At 44.8% G+C, this 19,107-nt stretch carries 16 protein-coding genes and 1 riboswitch; of the genes, 4 read left to right on the forward strand and 12 right to left on the reverse strand.

Annotated elements, in window-relative coordinates; translation table 11 throughout:
• Window positions 1-4: 4 nt before the first annotated feature.
• Window positions 5-256 carry a hypothetical protein gene (locus BLT91_RS08845; protein WP_090819591.1) on the reverse strand — a complete coding sequence of 84 codons (252 nt, stop codon included), beginning with the start codon at window positions 254-256 and terminating at the stop codon, window positions 5-7.
• A gap of 360 nt (window positions 257-616) precedes the next feature.
• On the opposite strand from BLT91_RS08845, the gene BLT91_RS08850 reads away from it, so the two are divergent.
• The 3 genes from BLT91_RS08850 to BLT91_RS08860 all read left to right on the forward strand — a co-directional run bounded on the left by BLT91_RS08850 (window position 617) and on the right by BLT91_RS08860 (window position 2,601).
• Window positions 617-1,219, forward strand: a complete 603-nt coding sequence (locus BLT91_RS08850) for a hypothetical protein (RefSeq protein ID WP_090819594.1) — start codon at window positions 617-619, stop codon at window positions 1,217-1,219.
• A 34-nt stretch (window positions 1,220-1,253) separates the two neighbouring features.
• Window positions 1,254-1,442: a hypothetical protein gene (locus tag BLT91_RS08855; RefSeq protein WP_090819597.1), complete on the forward strand. Its 189-nt coding sequence runs from the start codon at window positions 1,254-1,256 to the stop codon at window positions 1,440-1,442.
• Window positions 1,443-1,608: 166 nt separating this feature from the next.
• Window positions 1,609-2,601: a zinc-binding dehydrogenase gene (locus tag BLT91_RS08860; RefSeq protein WP_175532168.1), complete on the forward strand. Its 993-nt coding sequence runs from the start codon at window positions 1,609-1,611 to the stop codon at window positions 2,599-2,601.
• Window positions 2,602-2,673: 72 nt separating this feature from the next.
• On the opposite strand, the gene BLT91_RS08865 is transcribed toward BLT91_RS08860, so the two are convergent.
• The 10 genes from BLT91_RS08865 to BLT91_RS08910 form a co-directional block, all read right to left on the reverse strand.
• Window positions 2,674-3,855, reverse strand: a complete 1,182-nt coding sequence (locus BLT91_RS08865) for a cation:proton antiporter (protein ID WP_090819603.1) — start codon at window positions 3,853-3,855, stop codon at window positions 2,674-2,676.
• Between the two features lie 77 nt (window positions 3,856-3,932).
• Window positions 3,933-5,600, reverse strand: coding sequence for a ribonuclease J (locus BLT91_RS08870; protein WP_302847477.1), 1,668 nt, complete (start codon window positions 5,598-5,600; stop codon window positions 3,933-3,935).
• A 202-nt stretch (window positions 5,601-5,802) separates the two neighbouring features.
• A complete protein-coding gene (locus BLT91_RS08875) occupies window positions 5,803-6,498 on the reverse strand; it encodes a response regulator (RefSeq protein ID WP_090819606.1) in 696 nt (231 codons plus the stop codon).
• Complete coding sequence (locus BLT91_RS08880; protein ID WP_254776837.1) at window positions 6,464-8,026, reverse strand: DUF4118 domain-containing protein; 1,563 nt, start codon at window positions 8,024-8,026, stop codon at window positions 6,464-6,466. Before BLT91_RS08880 ends, BLT91_RS08875 begins: the two co-directional genes overlap by 35 nt.
• Window positions 8,027-8,030: 4 nt before the next feature.
• Window positions 8,031-10,325 carry a histidine kinase gene (locus BLT91_RS08885; RefSeq protein ID WP_090819609.1) on the reverse strand — a complete coding sequence of 765 codons (2,295 nt, stop codon included), beginning with the start codon at window positions 10,323-10,325 and terminating at the stop codon, window positions 8,031-8,033.
• Window positions 10,326-10,401: 76 nt separating this feature from the next.
• Complete coding sequence (gene kdpC / locus BLT91_RS08890; RefSeq protein ID WP_090819612.1) at window positions 10,402-10,965, reverse strand: potassium-transporting ATPase subunit KdpC; 564 nt, start codon at window positions 10,963-10,965, stop codon at window positions 10,402-10,404.
• 28 nt (window positions 10,966-10,993) lie between these two features.
• Window positions 10,994-13,036, reverse strand: a complete 2,043-nt coding sequence (kdpB, locus tag BLT91_RS08895; protein ID WP_090819615.1) for a potassium-transporting ATPase subunit KdpB — start codon at window positions 13,034-13,036, stop codon at window positions 10,994-10,996.
• A 21-nt stretch (window positions 13,037-13,057) separates the two neighbouring features.
• Window positions 13,058-14,728, reverse strand: coding sequence for a potassium-transporting ATPase subunit KdpA (kdpA, locus tag BLT91_RS08900; protein WP_090819860.1), 1,671 nt, complete (start codon window positions 14,726-14,728; stop codon window positions 13,058-13,060).
• Between the two features lie 47 nt (window positions 14,729-14,775).
• On the reverse strand, window positions 14,776-14,853 hold the full coding sequence (locus tag BLT91_RS33840; RefSeq protein ID WP_090819863.1) for a potassium-transporting ATPase subunit F: 78 nt from the start codon (window positions 14,851-14,853) through the stop codon (window positions 14,776-14,778).
• A 156-nt stretch (window positions 14,854-15,009) separates the two neighbouring features.
• Window positions 15,010-15,435, reverse strand: a complete 426-nt coding sequence (locus BLT91_RS08910; RefSeq protein WP_090819617.1) for a hypothetical protein — start codon at window positions 15,433-15,435, stop codon at window positions 15,010-15,012.
• 253 nt (window positions 15,436-15,688) lie between these two features.
• Window positions 15,689-15,864: riboswitch (cyclic di-AMP (ydaO/yuaA leader) on the forward strand.
• 122 nt (window positions 15,865-15,986) lie between these two features.
• On the opposite strand from BLT91_RS08910, the gene BLT91_RS08915 reads away from it, so the two are divergent.
• Entirely contained in the window at window positions 15,987-16,772 is a 786-nt protein-coding gene (locus BLT91_RS08915; protein ID WP_175532169.1) for an alpha/beta fold hydrolase, read from the forward strand.
• 55 nt (window positions 16,773-16,827) lie between these two features.
• On the opposite strand, the gene BLT91_RS08920 is transcribed toward BLT91_RS08915, so the two are convergent.
• Entirely contained in the window at window positions 16,828-19,104 is a 2,277-nt protein-coding gene (locus BLT91_RS08920) for a sensor domain-containing protein (protein WP_090819623.1), read from the reverse strand.
• Window positions 19,105-19,107: the final 3 nt, after the last annotated feature.

A 19,107-nucleotide genomic window follows, 5' to 3' on the forward strand; every position in this document is an offset into this window, starting at 1 on the left:
CATTTTAATTTAATCTGCCGGGCTCTTTATTCACTTCAAAGTTAGTCGTATCGCTATAGCTCTCACCCATCGCTTGATAGTTGGACGGAACTCCCTTATCGGTTTGTTCCGCATCATCCGACATACCATTGCTCCCGTTTTCCGCCGTATCCGAGGTTAATGCCCAGCTAACTGGACGTCCTAGCTTCTTATGCAATTCATTTTGATCCAAAAAAATCACTCCGCCCTTCATTCTTCCTCGCAAAATACACTTCACGTTATTGTTGCTCCAAGTTGCGTATTTCATTCGGTATCACGCCGAGGATCCGGTCAATTTCATGCTGAATTCGTGTAATTCCCTCTTCGCAGGCAGGCAGATGGATCTCATCTTCCATTTCTTTTAACTCGTCCCTCCTTTGACATAAAACCGTGCAATTTGTTGAAACTCTCCCTTTATACAAATTTAACTAAAAATTAGAAAAAATTGGTTGACACAGAAAACGTTGATCCTTTAATATTGAAATTCTGAAGCCTTCAACTGACTAGGAAATGATCATTTATACATCATATGGAAAACCATGAAAACATTGATTAAAACACAATGATAACCATACTACAGGACAACGGGTGAGGTCTTATGCATAATGATAAATTAATTTTGGATTTGGGAAGTCAAGCTGCCAAAGTGTTCAGGAAATTAAACGATCGGATTGAACAAGTAGATGTTCTCACATGGGAACTCTCGGAGAGCGGGGTTAGCCTCCCGTCCATTGAAGGTAAATTAAAGTCTTTACTTTCTACGCAGGGCTCCTTTCTCGAAGGGCTTGAGCAAGGAACCGTGGAGGCTATCAGTTTGGAAGAAATGCGAAAATCACCACACCTCTTCGGACACATGGAGGAAGTATGCAGGAATCTGAAAATTGCTTACAGAACCATTGGCCAGAAAGAGGCGGCTGAAATGCTGAAGAAGGCCATTGCCGAGTCAGATATCCCCAATCATCTTGATGTCATCAATGCCGACGGAGACAGCATTCAAATTATCACGAATGTGTGCGAAGCTCCTTATCAGATTCCTTTTGGTATATCGGATCTGAATCAACAATTTAATTTACTTGGGCCGCCGAATCAAAGGCAGATTGCCACTTGCATCAAATGGATCTCCTCCCGCTTACCGGCAACGTTAGAAAAGTTCGCTTATACCGGCAAAAACGTATCTGCTTCATTTCCTAGTCGAGCTTGAGCATGATCTCTACTGTCAAAGAAGTGACTTTACCTTGCTCGCAAAACAATTAGCAGCGATGGACCTCCAAGCCTTAGAAGCAAAATCCCCCTTTGATCCCAAATGGATGCATGGGGTTATTGCCTCTAACTGTGTGGTTCTTGCTGGCCTGATCAAATCAGGCACCACCAAATTCATGCCATCCGACCTGAATATCACCCATGGTTTAATAAATCAATTATAAGTTCATAAACGTAATGAAAGGGTGTCCTAAGGCACCCTTTTTCGAATTGGACGAAGACTTAACCTAAATTTGATATTTGAAAATATTCCCATTACTCATTCTTGTATTATATAATACAGTTTGAACATTATTTGTAATTACATATGAGATAGGTGGGTCAATGAGTATGGCAAAAACAATGAAAGCCGCGCTGATCAAGTCATACAGCGGGGTTTCAGGAATTGAGTTCGGTGAAACGCTGATTCCAGAGATAGATAGTAACGAAGTACTCATCAAAGTTCACACGGCCTCCATTAACCCAGCCGACTTATTATTTCTTCATGGGAATTATGGCATTACGCGAGCATTGCCCTCTGTTGGTGGGATGGAAGGATGCGGTACGGTCGTCGCAACAGGGAATAGTCTCATAGCACGTATGTTAAAAGGGAAGCGTGTAGCCTTTGTTTCTGAGGTTTTCGGCTCCTGGTCGGAATATACGAAGGCAAGCGCTATGACCTGTATGGTCCTGCCTGACCACGTATCGGACGAGCAGGGTGCTGTCTTCTTCGTGAATCCAGCGAGTGCCATGGCGATGGTGAAGATAGCCAAGCAGCACAAATCCAAAGCGATCGTTCAAACGGCTGGTGCCAGCGCACTCGGCAGAATCTTAATGAAACTCGGCAAAGCGCAAGGTATTCCTGTTATTAGTGTTGTCCGCAAAGAAGAACAGGAGCATCTCCTAAGAGAAATCGGCGGACAGTATGTCGTTAACAGCAGCTCGTCAACCTTCGAGGAGGAATTGAAGAGAAAGTCTCATGAGCTGGGTGCTTCGGTGTGTTTTGATGCCGTAGGCGGCGATTTGACAGGCCGAGTGCTTTCGGCACTCCCGGATGGTTCATCCCTCTTTCAATACGGTCTACTAGGAGGAAACACGACAACGATCAATGCCGATGATCTTGTTTTCCGCAAGAAGCGTATAAGCGGGTTCTGGGCTTCCGATTGGGTGAAAACACAATCTATCTTTGAACTTCTAGCGCTGCAAGGCTCGATGAAAAAATCGATCGGATCGCATATCCAAACCGAGATCAGCCAAACCTTCCCGTTGAATCAAACTGTTGAGGCCATCCAGCAGTATGCGGTAAATATGACTTCAGGGAAAGTGCTTTTGCAGCCTGTATAGAGCTGATAATAAGAACAAGCGCATGCGCCAAGTTGGCAGCATACGCTTGTTTGATTGATACCGCCTTAAACGCTAGCTAACCTTTAATTTGGATACCAACTTGCTAATCGTAGTGCCCTGAATCAAAAGAGAAAAGACCACATTGCTAAAAGTCATGGCTAACAACAAATCCCGGCCTTCAAAGGAGGGTGAAATACTCAAGATCAGCGCAATGGATAAGGAACCCTTCAGCCCGCCCCAAGCAATAATCGGCTTCCAAGCACTTGGGATCGAACGGTCCATGAGCAGACTAACATAGACTGCAATAAATCTCGCAACGATAACGATTAGAATGCTCCCGCCAATCTCCAACCATTTGTCCGTAAAATTAATATTCGAAATTTCTAGCCCTACCATTAGGAAGATTAACGCATTGGCTATAAAAGCAATCGTTTCCCAAAAGGAGTCCATCTTCTCAAGTGTAAGATCTGACATTCCGATTTTTTTCCCATAAGTCCCTAAGAGCAACCCGGCAAATACGACGGAGATCACCCCAGATAGGTGAAACATTTCTGCGATTTCAAAGACCCCGTAGAACAGAACGATGGAAAGCCCGATTTCTACCAAGTAATTATCGATTTTCGCAGTAATTTTCGAGGCAATGAACCCTCCCGCCACACCAATGATTATGCCGCCGAGGACCACCTTGACGAACGCCAAAGACCCTACCATGATCCCCGAAATACTGAGCACCGTAGTAACGGCTGCAATCTTGAATAATACAACGGCCACACCATCATTGGCTAGGCTTTCCCCTTCAACGATCGTGGATAACTTATGATTTAATCCCATGGTTTTAAATATACTTAACACCGACACAGGGTCTGTCGCGGCCATAAGTGCCCCAAACACAAGGGATTTCTGCAAAGAAAGACCTAATAGAACGTTACAAAGTCCAGCGATAAGTACAAAAGTAATGAACGTGCCTAACAAAGACAGTAAAAGAATCGGTCGCTTATTGGCTTTTAATTCTTGAAAATGCAGCTTCAGTGCCGCATCCCCAATTAAAGCAGACAGAAAAATAAGAATAACAGCGGTTTGAAAAACGTGATCTGAAGCGACATGCGTTTTGATATCTTTCAGTGCGGGAATCGGTATGATCCCTAGCAGAAGCCCGGCTATTACAAGCAAAGTTGGATATGGTTGCTTCAACTTATCCGCTATAAAGGCGATTGCCACTGCAATAGCCAGCAATACTAGCCAGTACTGGATCATTGGATCCTCCCTCTAATTCATTTTCAAAACATCAAGCGGATTCGACCTCATTCCGACAACGAATCCGCTTGGTATGATTAGAATTCCGTAATTATCGTGAGAATGATGGGTCTCCTACCGGTTTTTTCATAAAAGTAACGTCCTAATACTTCTTTCACATTGATTTTAAGCGCATTCCATTGGTTCACTTTCTCTGCTTGCAGCCTGTTTATCGTTTCTGCTGCCAGTATACTCGCTTGATCGATCAAATCTTCCAACTCTCGTACATAGACAAAGCCACGGGAGATGATATCAGGACCCGACAAAATCTTGCCGTCGGTTTTACTAAGCAGGATGACCACAATTAAAATTCCTTCTTCGGAAAGCTGTTTACGGTCACGTAAAACAATGTTCCCCACATCTCCTAAACCATCGACAAGGGTATTTCCCGCGGTGACTTTACGGCTTTGAGTTGCCGCCTCCTCTTTGATATCCACGACATCCCCGTTATTCAGAATAAAAATATTAGCCGGGTCTATGCCAACTGCTTCGGCTAATTTACGGTGCTGATGCAGCATTCTAAACTCTCCGTGAATAGGAATAAAATACCTCGGTTTCATGAGCGTCAGCATTAATTTCAGCTCTTCTTGGCTGCCATGTCCAGAAACGTGCATGCCTGTAACTGAGCTTGAGCCATAAATCACTTCAGCTCCGAGGCTAAATAGATTGTCTACGGTACGCGAGACATTGCGTTCATTTCCCGGAATCGGGGATGAAGATAAAATAACCGTGTCTCCGCGCATGATTTCTACCTGTCGATAATTGGAACGAGATAAGCGGGATAATGCAGCCATCGGTTCTCCCTGACTACCGGTACATAGGATCGCTATCCGATCAGAAGGCAGACGATCAACTTCTCCCGCCTCGACCAGCATCCCTTCAGGGACAGTTAGATAGCCCAGCTCGGAAGCAATTCTCACTACATTCACCATACTACGGCCTAGTAAGGCTAATTTTCGATTCGTAGCCTCAGCGGCATCAATCACTTGCTGAAGTCTATGAACATTAGAGGCAAAAGTTGCTATGAACACTTTCTGCTTCGCTTTGTGGAATGCCTCTTCAATATGCTTACCTACATTACTTTCAGAAGGTGTGAAGCCAGGGCGCTCTGCATTCGTACTTTCTGAGAGTAGAAGTAAAACACCCTTCTGCCCAATCTCCGCCATCTTATGAATATCCGGGTATTGATTGTTGACCGGGGTCAAATCAAATTTGAAATCTCCCGTATGTACGACTGTTCCTTCAGGGGTATGAAACACAACCCCCAGGCAATCAGGGATACTATGGTTTGTTTTGAAAAAGGTTGAAGTGATATTCCCAAGCTCAATTTTCGAATTCGAGTCAATCTCCATTAATTCCGTATCTGCAAGCAGCCCCGCCTCTCTCAGTTTACCTTCAATGAGCCCTAGCGTTAACCGAGTTGCAAATATCGGCATATTCAATTGTCTTCGAATGTAAGGAATGCCCCCGATATGATCTTCATGTCCGTGGGTGATAATCAAAGCGCGGACTTTATCACTATTCTCAAGCAAGTAGGTAATGTCGGGAACGATTAAATCAATGCCGAGCAAGCTTTCATCCGGAAACTTGGAACCGCAATCAATAACAATGATATCATTTTCATATTGTACCACATACATGTTTTTACCAATCTCATTGATGCCGCCTAAGGAGAAAACAGATAATTGACGATCTTTCTTGCCCACCGAATAAGCCTCCCCATTATTTCATATTTTGCATTAATTTTTCCATAATAGCGGTTACCTATACTGAGATTCTCTTGAAGCAATAAAGAACCTCCAAAACCACGATGATAGTGGAAATGGAGGCTCTTTATATCGTTTTTTACTATAGTATCGGTGCTCGCAAGCTGAAGAGCGAGAATTAACTGGCAGATGAAAGCCTAGCCTACTCCTGCCAAGCAAACCGGTATCCAATCCCCGGCTCCGTAAGGATATATTTGGGCCTTGTCGGATCCTCCTCGATCTTTTTCCTTAAATGACCGACATAAACCCTTAGATACTGGCTATCTGATTCATACTGTGAACCGCCCCAAACTTGTTTAAGCAATTGACGATGCGTCATCACGCGTCCGGCATTTAGGGCAAGCACTTTTAACAAATCATATTCGGTTGGTGTCAATTTGAGTTTCTCATTATCCAGCTCTACGCTTCGTTGGGATAAATCAATGACTAAACTCCCTAGTTTCAGCACCGGTTCGTCCTGCGTTTTGGCAATATGCCGTAAAGCAACACGCATGCGGGCCATAAATTCCCCCATGCCAAACGGCTTCGTCACATAATCGTCAGCTCCGCGGTCTAAAGCAGCCACCTTATCCTGTTCCTGATCTTGGGCGGTAAGTATAATGATAGGAACCTGCGACCATTCACGAATGTGCCTCAGTACCTCCATCCCCGTCATATCAGGCAAGCCCAGGTCTAATACAATGAGATCAGGACGTACCATCGTTGCCTGAAGCAAACCCTCTTGTCCAGTGGCGGCTTCAGCCGCTTCAAAGCCATGCGCATTTAAGGTAACTCGCAATAATTTACGTATTTGCGGTTCGTCATCAATGATTAAGATTTTCGCTCCTGAAGTTGTCATGTCCATTCCCATCTTTCTCAGCGAATTGTAAAGGTAAGCTTATACTAATAGCCGTACCCCGATTTTCGTTTTTCGTCGCAGCAATGTGCCCGCCATGTGCTTCCACAATACTTTTACAGATGGCAAGGCCTAGTCCTGTTCCGGGGATATGCTTGGTTAAATTACCTCTATAAAACTTTTCAAATACCATTTCAAAATCGCTGGGAGCAATGCCTGTTCCCTCATCCTTAATGGTCAATTCAAGCATTTCTCGGTTTTGTCCCGCTTCGATCACGATTTCGCTGCCTTCCGGCGAATACTTGATCGCATTACTGATCACATTGATCAGCACTTGTTCGATAAGAACTTCATCCAAGGGAATAGAGGGAAGCTCAGGAGCAAGTCGAATGCTTACCTTTCTTTGCTGCAAAGAATCTCTCAGCTGCGCTAGCGCTACACCCACAACATCCTCGATGCCGCACCACTCTTTATTTAAACGCATCATACCGCTCTCAATCCGAACCATTCCCAGTAAGTTGCCTACCAGCCTATTCATCCGTGTGGATCCCTCACGAATCGTAAGCAATAACTCTCGTCGATCTTCAGGACTAAATACGTCCTCGCCTTCTAGAAGTCCGGTTACGGAGCCAATGATCGTTGCCAGTGGAGTTCGCAATTCGTGGGAAAGGGAGTCCAGCAGCGCAGTTCGCAGTTTTTCCGATTCGGCAGTCAGCTGCGCTACTTTCGCTTCATTGGCAAGTTTAACGCGAGATATCGCAACGGCTACCAGATCCGAGAGTGCTTCGATGATCCGAATAAGCTCCGGCATATCCGACATGTTTCTATCCCCAACATGTACAGTTAATACACCGTGCACTTGACGATCTGTAGCTAAGGGGACGTGAAGATCCGATGACTCTCGCAAGGTTTGTGTACCTCTACCTGCGCGCGTATTATGTTTGTAAACCCAAGCAGCGATGGACAAGTGCGATTCATCGCTGGCCCAAGCTTCACCCTCCTTCGAATAGGCTTCAAGCTGCTGTTCGCCCATCTGGTTTGGTAAAAGGATCGCAGCCTTAGCATCCAGCGTATCGGAAACATGCTGAACAATCTGAATCAGTAAAACGTCTAAGTCTGAAATCGCTGTAATCTTACGACTTAACGCATACAGTGCAGCTGTGCTCGCTTCTTTCTGTTGTGCTTGATGGAATTGACTCCGCAGCTTTGAAGCAAGACTTGCTGTAAGGGCAGCCACACTTAAGAATACAATAAATGAAAGAATATAACGTAAATCGGCAACCGTTAGACTGAGGGTAGGAGGAACAAAAAAGAAATCAAAGGTCAAAACTCCTAATCCCGCAGCGAAAAAGGATGGTCCCCTCCCCCATCGCACAGCACTAAACAGAACAGGAAATAAGTACAGAAGCGAAATATTTACTAAATCGAAATAAAGATCAAAAGCTTTTAAAAGGATCGTTAGTAGGGCAATAAAAAGAGCTGTATTCAAATATGACTTCCAGCTTACCAATTCATCTGTTTTATTCATCATGTCATCATTTTACCTTATTTCCCGATGTTTGCCACGTATCTGCAACTATCAGTACATCCATTTGACTGGCAAGCGGCAAAAGTTTTTTGACAACAGTGTCTTTCCATACGATGATTTGAGTAGCCCCCGCCTTACTTGCTTGAGAAGCAAACACTTCTGGGATTTGGTTACGACTCACCACCTCCTGATACGAAAACTCGCCTCCCAACCTAACGGTCAGCTTCTCTAAAGCCTCTATCTTTTGTTTCCACTCCTCTGCATTTCCCATCGCAATAAAGCTTACGTACCAAGTCGCTTTAAGTCGATGCGCGATCCTGAAGCCCCGACGGATTAAGCGATCGGCTTGAGAGATCTCCGTGAGGCACACGTAAATAACCTCTTTTCTTCGCCATGGACCGCGAAGAGAACTCTTGCGCTCCATAGATTCCAATCGTTCATCTACATCATCAGCAATTTCGCGCAGCGCCAGCTCCCGTAAGGCGATCAAATTCCCAGTTTTAAAGAAATTATTCAACGCTTGATCTACCTTTGCCATCGCATAAACCTTGCCGTCTCTCATACGAAGCTGTAAAGCTTGGGGTGAAACGTCGATTAACTGTACTTCATCCGCTGTACGAAGAATACTATCTGGAACGGTTTCACGAACCCGAATACCAGTAATATGTTCTACGGCATCATTTAAGCTCTCCAAGTGTTGAACGTTAACCGTTGCAATCACCGATATGCCAGCTTCCAAAATGTCCAGCACATCTTCATACCGTTTTTTATTCTGACTGCCGGGTACATTCGAATGCGCTAATTCATCAACCAAAATCACTTCAGGTCTTAGACGGATGATGGCTTCAGTATCCATTTCCTCAAGTCTAACACCTTGATATTGAATCTCTGCCCGCGGTATGATGTCGAGTTCGCCAATCTGCCCGATTGTCTCTTTTCTCCCATGCGTTTCCAGTAATCCAATCTTTACATCAATCCCCTTTTTGAGCAGATCATTGCCTTCCCGCAGCATCGTGTACGTTTTACCTACGCCAGGGGCAGCTCCAATGTAGACTTTAAATCTGCCGCGTTTGATTTTTTCGATTTTCGCTTGGACTTCTTGCTTGCTCAGACGTTTATATGGGTAGGTTTCCTTCAGCGAGTGCATATGGGCAGGTAGAATGCGCTCACCCTTCTTAGAAGCAGTATCAGCAACCAAGTATACATCGATATTTTTGGTCCTTTTTAACACCCCGTTGATGACAGAGCCTTGTAAAAAAGTTTGCCATTGGGTTTGCCTAGAATGACCCAATACAATTCGCGTTACTTTATGAGCGATGGCATAGTCCACCAATATTTTAGGGATACAGCGGCGGTGTCGAAGAGGCAACTCATCAAATTTGCCGCCTATTTTTTCAACAAGCTTCATGATGGACCTGCGAAAAGTGGCCGCTTCTTTGGTAAGTGATTTATTAAATTTACGCAGCGTAACCACAAGAAGATCACCATTCAATCGCTTTGCGATCTGTTGTCCTCTGCGCACATAAATGGAACCGTTCCAATGATACTGTGTGGTTACTAGAATACGCTCTGTCGCCCCAGATGGACCCAGAAAACCCATTTGTTCTCGATGTTCTTCCAAAGAATCGTTCACGTCCTCCGCGACGAGACGAAGGGCTAGCTCTCTAAGCACACCTAAATTGCCTCGCTTAAATAAAGCTGAATCCTTATTTCCCTTTACATGACCTTCTTCCAGTCGATTTAATATCATTTCCGGCGTTGCATCAATTAATCTAACCTCATCGGCCAGTTCTAGCGTATCTGAGGAAACACAGTGTCCCACTTCAATGCCTGTTAGTTTATGCGCAACCTCCATCGCCTCTTCCAGCTCATACACATTAACCGTAGTAATGACACTAATATTGTTAGAAAGTAAAAACTTGATATCATCCAACCTGGTTGGAAAGCGAGCGCTTGAGCGATTAAGATGGGCTAGCCCGTCTACAAGGACAACCTCCGGATTTCTTTCAATTAACGCATCCAAATTTAAATCTTTTTGATCGACCCCGTCTTTGATCCAATGAATGCTAGGTACCCTTTCCAAATCCCCCAATTGTTCCACGGTTTCCGGTCTTTGGAGCGTCGATACGGCACAAATGACTACATCAATCCCTTGCTGCTTGAGGTTATGCCCTTCCCGAAGCATATGATAGGTTTTACCGGATCCGCTGACGGCACCAATATAAATTTTAAAGCTGCCGCGGTGCAGTTTGGAGATGGATAATAGGATCTCTTCCGGTGTTTTTCTTTTGAAACCATCCAAATGGCAACATTCTCCTTTACCCCTAAAATGTGCAGAAACCACTCTCATTATAAACGAGAGTGGCTGCCTGCTTACTTTACAATTTCACTTGTTTCAGCAGTTCTATATTTAATTCGGTCACATTGACTCTAGGCTCTCCAAAAATCCCGAGCTGTCGTGTTATTGTAAGCTGGTCAACAAGATCATAGAGATTCTTCTCAGGAATCCCCGTTTCCATGCTAATTCTCGGCACTTGGGCTTTAGCCCCTTCCGGTGATAGATCCGGATCAAAACCGGAGCCGGAAACTGTTACTAAATCAGCCGGGATATCTGTTAGATTTGGATTCTCCTTTTTCAAGGCGTCAATCTGATCGGCAATTCCTTGCGCATAATCACTGGAAGCAACGGCCGTATTAGAGCCGGCTGAAGCGGTCGGATCATATTTGGCAGCGGATGCCCTTGGATGAAACAGCTTCGGAGACTCAAAATTCTGAGCCAGCAATTCCGAGCCAATCACGACACCGCCTGATTCTATAAGACTTCCATTCGCTTGTTTAGGGAATAAGACTTGAGCAACACCTGTCGTTGCCAATGGATAGATCAGCCCACAGATGATCATGAACAATAAAGACATCCGAACAGCTATAAAAACCGATTTCATAACGCAATCTCCTCGTTTCTCTTTCTCTTTAGGCGATATTTAATCCGTGAATGACCATGTCGATGATTTTAATTCCGATAAATGGTACGACCACACCGCCGATTCCGTATACCAGAATATTGCGCGACAACAATTTATCAGCCGACATCGCCCGATACTTAACACCCTTCATCGCAATTGGTATCAGCAGGGGTATGATGATGGCATTGAAAATCAGCGCTGATAAAATGGCCGATGCCGGCGAAGCCAGATTCATAATATTCAAAGCCTGCAGCTGCGGCATAGCCAGAATAAACATCGCTGGAATGATCGCAAAATATTTGGCAATGTCGTTCGCGATGGAAAACGTCGTTAACGCTCCACGGGTGATCAGCAGTTGTTTACCAATGGAGATTACTGAAAGCAGCTTGGTCGGATCTGAATCCAGATCGATCATGTTGGCCGCTTCTTTCGCGGCCATGGTTCCTGAATTCATCGCCATACCAACATCGGCCTGAGCAAGCGCTGGAGCATCATTCGTTCCGTCGCCCGTCATGGCTACGAGTTTACCTTCTTGCTGCTCTTTCTTAATTGCTGCGATTTTATCTTCCGGCTTCGCTTCAGCAATAAATTCGTCGACACCGGCCTCAAGAGCAATCGTCGCAGCTGTAAGTGGATTATCCCCTGTACACATAACCGTCTTGATTCCCATTGAGCGCAACTCAGCAAATCGTTCCTTCAAGCCCGGTTTTACCGTATCCTTGAGATAAATAACGCCATAAATCCGCTCGTTAACCGCTACAGCCAGCGGAGTGCCTCCGGCTTTGGCGATTCGGTTCGTTATCGTCTCTAAATCATTAGGAATTTTGCCGCCCAGAGCAGCTACATATTTTTTAATCGCATCTACAGCACCTTTACGGACTTGTGTGCCACCTGATAAATTAAGTCCCGACATGCGCGTTTCAGCCGAAAACTCAACCACTTCCGCGCCTTCATAAGCATTAGCTTGCCATGACTCGCCAAGTTTATTGGCAAGCTCCACAATGGAGCGTCCTTCAGGTGTTTCATCTTTCACGGATGCTTGCAGAGCTGTAAAAATCATCTCTTTGGCAGATGTGCCGTTTACAGGAACGAACTCTGAAGCCATCCGATTCCCGAATGTGATCGTCCCTGTTTTATCTAGAATCATCGTATCGATGTCGCCCGCAGCCTCAACAGCCTTACCTGACATGGCAAGCACGTTAAACTGGGTCACACGGTCCATACCGGCAATACCGATAGCTGACAAGAGACCGCCGATTGTCGTCGGAATGAGACAGACCAGCAGCGCAATCAGTGTAGAAATCTCCAATTTCACGTCCAAATACTGTGCCATTGGCACCATCGTCATAATGACGATTAAGAAGATAAGTGTTAATACGGCAAGCAGCGTTGTTAATGCAATTTCATTCGGCGTTTTCTGCCGTTTGGCGCCTTCCACGAGTGCAATCATGCGATCCAAGAACGATTCGCCGGGGTCAGTCGTCACTTTGACAACGATATAGTCAGAAGCTACCCGTGTACCTCCTGTAACCGAGGAGAAGTCGCCTCCTGCTTCCTTAATAACCGGGGCGGATTCGCCTGTAATGGCTGATTCATCAATAGAGGCTAAACCTTCAATAATTTCACCGTCTGATGGGATGATCTCTCCGATTTCAATGCGGACCACATCTCCCTTACGGAGAGAAGTAGAAGATACTTCCTTATAAGAACCATCCTTTTGAACCAAGCGAGCCTTCGTATCGGATTTTGTCTTCCGCAATGAGTCCGCCTGTGCCTTACCTCGCCCTTCGGCCAAAGCTTCTGCGAAGTTAGCGAATAGCAAGGTGAAGAGCAATATCAAGAACACTGCTATATTATAACCTCGGCCTACATTCGTGGAGCCAAATAGATCTGGTGCGAGTGATAACAGCAACGTAATCACCGTACCTACCTCGACTACAAACATAACCGGGTTCTTAATCATCACCCAAGGATTTAATTTTTTAAATGAATCAACGATAGCTTGATTCACAATTTCTTTTGTCAATGTTTTTTTACGCTCCATAGCCATGCAAATCCTCCCTCTCTATCTTTATTGCGCCGCCAAATGTTCAGCAATCGGCCCCAATGCCAGCGCCGGGAAGAACGTTAGAGCACCGATAACTAGAATAATCATGATTAAAATTCCCGTAAATAAAGGAGTGTTCGTCCGAAGTGTACCTGTGGTTACAGGAACTACGCGCTTCGTAGCAAGCGAACCGGCAATGGCCAGCATCGCGATAATTGAAATGTAACGCCCAACCAGCATCACCAACCCAATACCCAGGTTATAGAAGTTCGTATTGGCGGTCAAACCACCAAATGCAGAGCCGTTGTTGGATGCACCCGAGGTGAAGGCATACAGTACTTCCGAAAGTCCGTGCAGTCCTTGATTTGCTATCGAAGTGACGGATTCGGGACGTAACAGCGCCCAAGCTGTCGGTGCCAAAATGATGAGCGGATGAATCAGAATGGCGATGGCAGCCAATTTCACTTCTTTGCCTTCAATCTTTTTACCCAAAAACTCTGGCGTACGACCCACCATAAGTCCACAAATGAATACCGACAATATGAGGTAGAGCAACCCGTTTAACAAGCCAACCCCTTTGCCGCCGAATACATTGTTCAGCATCATTTCTGCAAAAGGTACGATGCTGCCGAGCGGTGTAAGAGATTCATGCATATTGTTAACGGTACCTGTTGTGGCTGCCGTGGTTGCTGCTGTAAATAACGCGGATTCGGCCAGCCCGAACCGGACTTCCTTGCCTTCCATGTTACCGTGCACACCCAACGCATCTACTGCAGGTACACCTTTATACTCTGCATAGAAGACAGTCGCAATCATCACTATGAAGATAATCCCCATAGCGGCAAATAGGGTCCAACCCTGCTTTTTATTCTTAATCATCAAACCGAATGCATACACCAGAGATGTAGGCAGCAGCATCATACAAATAATATGGATGAAGTTGGCCAGAGGTGTTGGATTTTCAAAAGGATGCGCGGCGTTCGTACCGAACCACCCGCCACCGTTCGTACCTATATGCTTTATCGATTCCAGCGAAGCAACTAAACCGCGGGTAATCGTCTGCTTGGCACCCTCCAGCGTTGTTGCATCCACAGCTCCCTGCAATGTTTGCGGAATACCTTGAAAGACTAAAACTAAGGCAACGATGAAGCTGAGCGGTAGAAATACACGCGTAATCGCTCTAGTCATATCCACGTAAAAGTTTCCGAGATTATCTTGACGTCCGACTAACCCACGGATAAAGGCTACTGCTACAGCAAATCCGGTTGCTGCCGATGTAAACATCGGGAATGTGATGGCCACCAACTGTGAAAAATAAGACAGTGTATTTTCACCACTGTAGGCTTGCCAGTTTGTATTAGTAATAAAGGAAATCGCCGTATTAAACGCTAAAGCCGGTGGCATATTACCGATGTTATCAGGATTAAGCGGCAGAAAACTTTGAAGCCGGAATACCAGATAAATCAGGATCATCATTACAAAGTTTACTAAAAGCACAGCTCCTAAATACTTTTTCCATCCCATCGCTTCATCTTCTTTAACACCCATAATGCGATAGGTTACACGCTCAAATGGCGCAAAAATACGATCAAGGCCACTCTTTTCATACCCAAACACTTTCACCAGGTAACTACCCACAGGCTTCACCAAAAGCATGATAATACCCAGTGTGATGACTACCTGCAACAATCCCATACCCATAGTAGGTTCTCCCCCTGCTTACATAAGTTCTTATTCTAAAATTAGAATTTCTCTGGCTTCACTAAAACAAACCCGAGATACACCATGATGGCAAATGAAATTATGCCAATAACAATCATATAGTTGCCTCCTATAAGTTTTATTAAAAAACTCGCATCGAAAGCATGAGCTTACGCTTTTTCACAATATTTTAGAAATCCCCAAAACCCTACAAATGTTACTGCCATTAATAAAATCATCGTTACATCATTGTACATAACACACCTCCTTCAAAATCAGACAGAACCTATGTGATTATTTGTTTTTAGGGATGATATTAGAAACTTAACATCACCATTTTTAGAATAAATGACATAGTCCGCGCCAAGCCCTTTGTAAATCAATCTGGGATTTACGCTTTGTGTAATCACATAAATGGGCCTGGAAGTCCAGCTGCGGCATATCTGGATATACCGACAGCATAAGGGCAAGCTCTCTTCGAACAGAATTACGTTTCCGATCGGATAGTCGGGAATGATCGATGTTCCAGGTTCCGACGTATCCACTTGGATAATTTGTTTCACTCCCTGCCCCTCAAGCTTGAGTCTTTCCATCTTGTTGTTGGTTAATGCAATAAAAGGTAGACCAACCAACTTTACTTGTTTCATAAAGTCCTCGCCTGCCTTGGTCGGCGCAGCTATCAGCAAAAAATCACTTTGCATGACGATCACCGCCCCCTTTCCTGAACCATTGTAACGCCGAACCGTATAAAAAGGGGGTAAAGAATCTCTGGCAACCGTATAAAAAAAGCATAAAAATGCTTATTCTCTAAAGAGAACAGACAAGCTGTCTGAAGTAGAATCAATTGGTTTTTGCTGATATTATGACGATTTCCGGCTCTTTTCCTTCGTTTTTCTGCCAAAATCGGCATAACCTCATTTTACAAAGGTGATTTGTCAGGAGTAAGATACGTCTCATAATTAAACGCTGAATTCTGAATGATCAGAAACGGGGGAACCAATAACAGGTTCATCTATGAAAAGGATGAGTTTGTGGGGTGAATCCTTATGCTTGCTTCGCAAGCGCATAGGTAGGGCCACTCTTACGCCCGAATCCGACAGCTAACCTCGTAAGCGTACAAGAGGCGACAGCTATTGTGCATCACGGATAGTTCTTTACTATGCGTGCAAGAAGCCCACGTAAAGATCCTTCTAACTTGGGTTCTTTTTGCTGCCTTCTCTTGAAAACAAACTTCAGGAGGAATATATATACGATGTTTTTACATCATTTTGAAACAGGTTCTCAGAACCCGACAACCCTCATTTTCCTGCATGGCGGCGGCTTAGGAGGCTGGATGTGGCGACCTCACGCCGATCATTTATCTAAATTCCACTGCATCATACCTGACCTCCCTGAGCATAGGGGAAGCGTACATAAAGGTATTTTTTCTATTCCTAATGCTGCTGAACATATAGCTGAAATCATTAAAAAAAAGGCTCACGGAAACCGTGCGCATGTGATTGGACTAGATCTAGGCGGGCAAGTGGCACTTCAATTGAGCGCTATAGCTCCTAAGCTGGTAGAGAGTGTTCTGGTCAGCGGTGTTTGTACCAAACCTTCCCTCACACTAAAATGGATGTCCTACATGCATAAATTTGTTTTGCCGATTAAACATCATGACTGGCTCATTCGCGCCAAAATGAATCATTGGGGCATCCCAATGAAGCATTTTGACGATGTTCAAAAGGATATCGTCATGCAAGATTGGAGTTCGTCTATAAGAATTGCCAGAGAAAATCTGGGGTTTCAGATACCCGAAATGGCTTCTCATCAGAAGCTTCCACCTCTCCTTGCGCTTGCAGGAGAGAAAGAAGGAGCATCTATTCAACAATCGTTACTTGAATTGTGTGCTTCTTACCCCAGTTCCAAGAGTTATTTTGTGAGAAGAGCCAAGCATAACTGGCCTCTTGAAAAACCAGCTCTATTCTGTAAAACCATATCGTCATGGATCGCAGGACATCCACTGCCTGAGATTCTCGTATCCGCCAATCCTAATTAAGAAAAGAGCAACTCTCCACTCGTATCAAGTGGGAGATGCTCTTTTTTATTTGACATCAGGCGCCGCGGGTACCAGCTAGTCGCTCTGTCAAGTCTTCAGCGAGAAGCGGTTTACTGAAGAAATACCCTTGCATTTCATTGCAACCTTTGTTTTTTAGGAACTCAAATTGCACCTCCGTCTCGACACCTTCAGCAATAACCTCGAGGCTTAGACTCTGAGCCATAGCTATGATCGAAGCAGCAATCGTAGATTCCCCTTGTACAGACGTAATATCATTGACGAAAGATCTGTCGATTTTTAGCCGGTCAATCGGAAAGTTACGGAGGTAGCTTAGCGAAGAATAGCCTGTACCGAAATCATCGATGGATACTTGGATACCAAGCCTTTTCAATTCTTCGAGTGTAACAATGACTTGTTCCGCATTTTGCATAGCAACGCTCTCTGTGATTTCAAGCTCCAAATAAGCTGGATGGAGGCCTGTTTCCTTCAAGATATCAGCAACAATCTGCACAATATTCGTTTGTTTGAATTGATAGGCGGACAGATTGACAGCTACCCGCATAGGAGGAAAACCCGCGTCTTGCCAGGCTTTATTTTGTCGGCAGGCCGTACGCAGTACCCATTCTCCAAGGGGGATGATAATGCCTGTTTCCTCTGCGAGCGGAATGAAGTCTGCCGGTGATACCAGACCCCGCTTGGGATGCATCCACCTGACAAGCGCCTCCACACCTGTAATCTGATCTGTTTCGAACTGCAGCTGGGGCTGATACATCAAGAGCAGCTCACCACGCTCCAATGCTTTACGCAGCTCCTGCTCAATGGTAAGTCGCTCAGAAGCCTGGATACTCATAATTGGTGTAAAGAACTCGAATTGATTGCGATGGCTTTCCTTAGCCCGATACATGGCCGCATCGGCATTCATCATTAACGTCTGGGCGTCGGGCCCATCATTAGGAAAAATACTAATTCCAATACTCGTTGTAACCGAACATTCATGACCTTCGATAAGAATGGGACGATTAATGGCCTCAATTATTTCCTTCACGATGAAAAGAATAAAGCTCTCCTGTTTGAGGACAGGCAATAATATCGTAAACTCGTCCCCACCCATGCGTGCTATCGTGCCATGTTGACCAACACAGTTCAAGAGACGTTTCGCAATCGTTTGCAGCAGCGTGTCGCCAAAGGCATGACCCAAGGAGTCATTGATATATTTGAATCGATTCAGATCCAAAAACAAAACGGCAAGCTTATGACTACCTCGTTCTGCCTGCCCCAAGCCTTTGGTCAGATGATCAATAAACATTCGGCGATTCGGAAGATCAGTCAGCGCGTCATGATAGGCCATATGGTTGATCGTTTCCTCAGCTTGCTTATGTTCTGTAATATCTTTGCCAATAGCAAATACACCGACCACTTGGCTGTCGACGATGATCGGAACGAACCGAATTTGCAAATCAACCGGATATCCGCGTTTATGAGTGATGGAAATCTCAAAGCCGGAGGATATCCCTTTTTTAGCAAGCAAAAACGGTTTCAAATAGGTTGATCTTGGGATAACGCTCATTAGATGTGTACATGAAGTGCCAACTAATTGATTAGCCGAATAACCCGTTATTTTTTCCGTTGCCGGATTTATCGCTGTAACAAGACCATCCAACTCAAAAGAACAGACAAGATCGGGATTATGATCCACTAAAGATTTATAGCGGAATCTGCTTTCCTCCAGCATTCTCTCCGAATCTTTGCGATCTGTAATATCTCGAATAATACCTCGGAAACCTATGGGCGCTAACTCCTCCGCATCTAGAATAAGGACAATGGAACCTTCCACGCGCTTGCGTGTACCATCCTCACGAATGATCTCCCATTCGACGCAATTGACGGCTGTTCCTGTATGAGCAACCCATTGATACGCTTGTTTCAGTTTTTTCGCGTCTTCCGCACTCATGAAATCGGCGATTTGACAGCCTTGTAGTTCTTTTTCCACCTTTCCCAGAAGTTCTACGAGAGAATGATTGAAGAACAAGAAGTTGCCTGTCATATCTATTTCATAATAGCCGTCTTGAATGCTTTCCAAGGTTGAGCGAATCTTCTGTTCCTCTCGTATCAACTGTGATGTCTCCATTTGGTTAACCTTCTCTATATTGCGCTGAATCATGTTATACAACAGGTAGGCTGTCACAATCATCATCATGATGAATAATAGATACGAAACCCCAATCTTGAGAGCAATTTGCAGCATACAAGCGAGCAGTACATACATAGATACAATGCGAAATGAAGTCTTTCTCCCTTCCGCTTTTTTTCTGATGTCTAGTAGCTTATCCATACT

Source organism: Paenibacillus sp. yr247 (assembly GCF_900103825.1).
GTDB lineage: Bacteria > Bacillota > Bacilli > Paenibacillales > NBRC-103111 > Paenibacillus_E.

Bases quoted from the DNA above. Each gene is read 5' to 3' on its own strand.
- BLT91_RS08910 (WP_090819617.1), bottom strand. From the start codon at position 15,435: ATGCAAAGTGATTTTTTGCTGATAGCTGCGCCGACCAAGGCAGGCGAG.
- BLT91_RS08865 (WP_090819603.1), bottom strand. From the start codon at position 3,855: ATGATCCAGTACTGGCTAGTATTGCTGGCTATTGCAGTGGCAATCGCC.
- BLT91_RS08880 (WP_254776837.1), bottom strand. From the start codon at position 8,026: ATGATGAATAAAACAGATGAATTGGTAAGCTGGAAGTCATATTTGAAT.
- BLT91_RS08875 (WP_090819606.1), bottom strand. From the start codon at position 6,498: ATGACAACTTCAGGAGCGAAAATCTTAATCATTGATGACGAACCGCAA.
- kdpC (WP_090819612.1), bottom strand. From the start codon at position 10,965: ATGAAATCGGTTTTTATAGCTGTTCGGATGTCTTTATTGTTCATGATC.
- BLT91_RS08920 (WP_090819623.1), bottom strand. From the start codon at position 19,104: ATGGATAAGCTACTAGACATCAGAAAAAAAGCGGAAGGGAGAAAGACT.
- BLT91_RS08850 (WP_090819594.1), top strand. From the start codon at position 617: ATGCATAATGATAAATTAATTTTGGATTTGGGAAGTCAAGCTGCCAAA.
- BLT91_RS08915 (WP_175532169.1), top strand. From the start codon at position 15,987: ATGTTTTTACATCATTTTGAAACAGGTTCTCAGAACCCGACAACCCTC.
- BLT91_RS33840 (WP_090819863.1), bottom strand. From the start codon at position 14,853: ATGATTGTTATTGGCATAATTTCATTTGCCATCATGGTGTATCTCGGG.
- kdpB (WP_090819615.1), bottom strand. From the start codon at position 13,036: ATGGCTATGGAGCGTAAAAAAACATTGACAAAAGAAATTGTGAATCAA.
- BLT91_RS08860 (WP_175532168.1), top strand. From the start codon at position 1,609: ATGGCAAAAACAATGAAAGCCGCGCTGATCAAGTCATACAGCGGGGTT.
- kdpA (WP_090819860.1), bottom strand. From the start codon at position 14,728: ATGGGATTGTTGCAGGTAGTCATCACACTGGGTATTATCATGCTTTTG.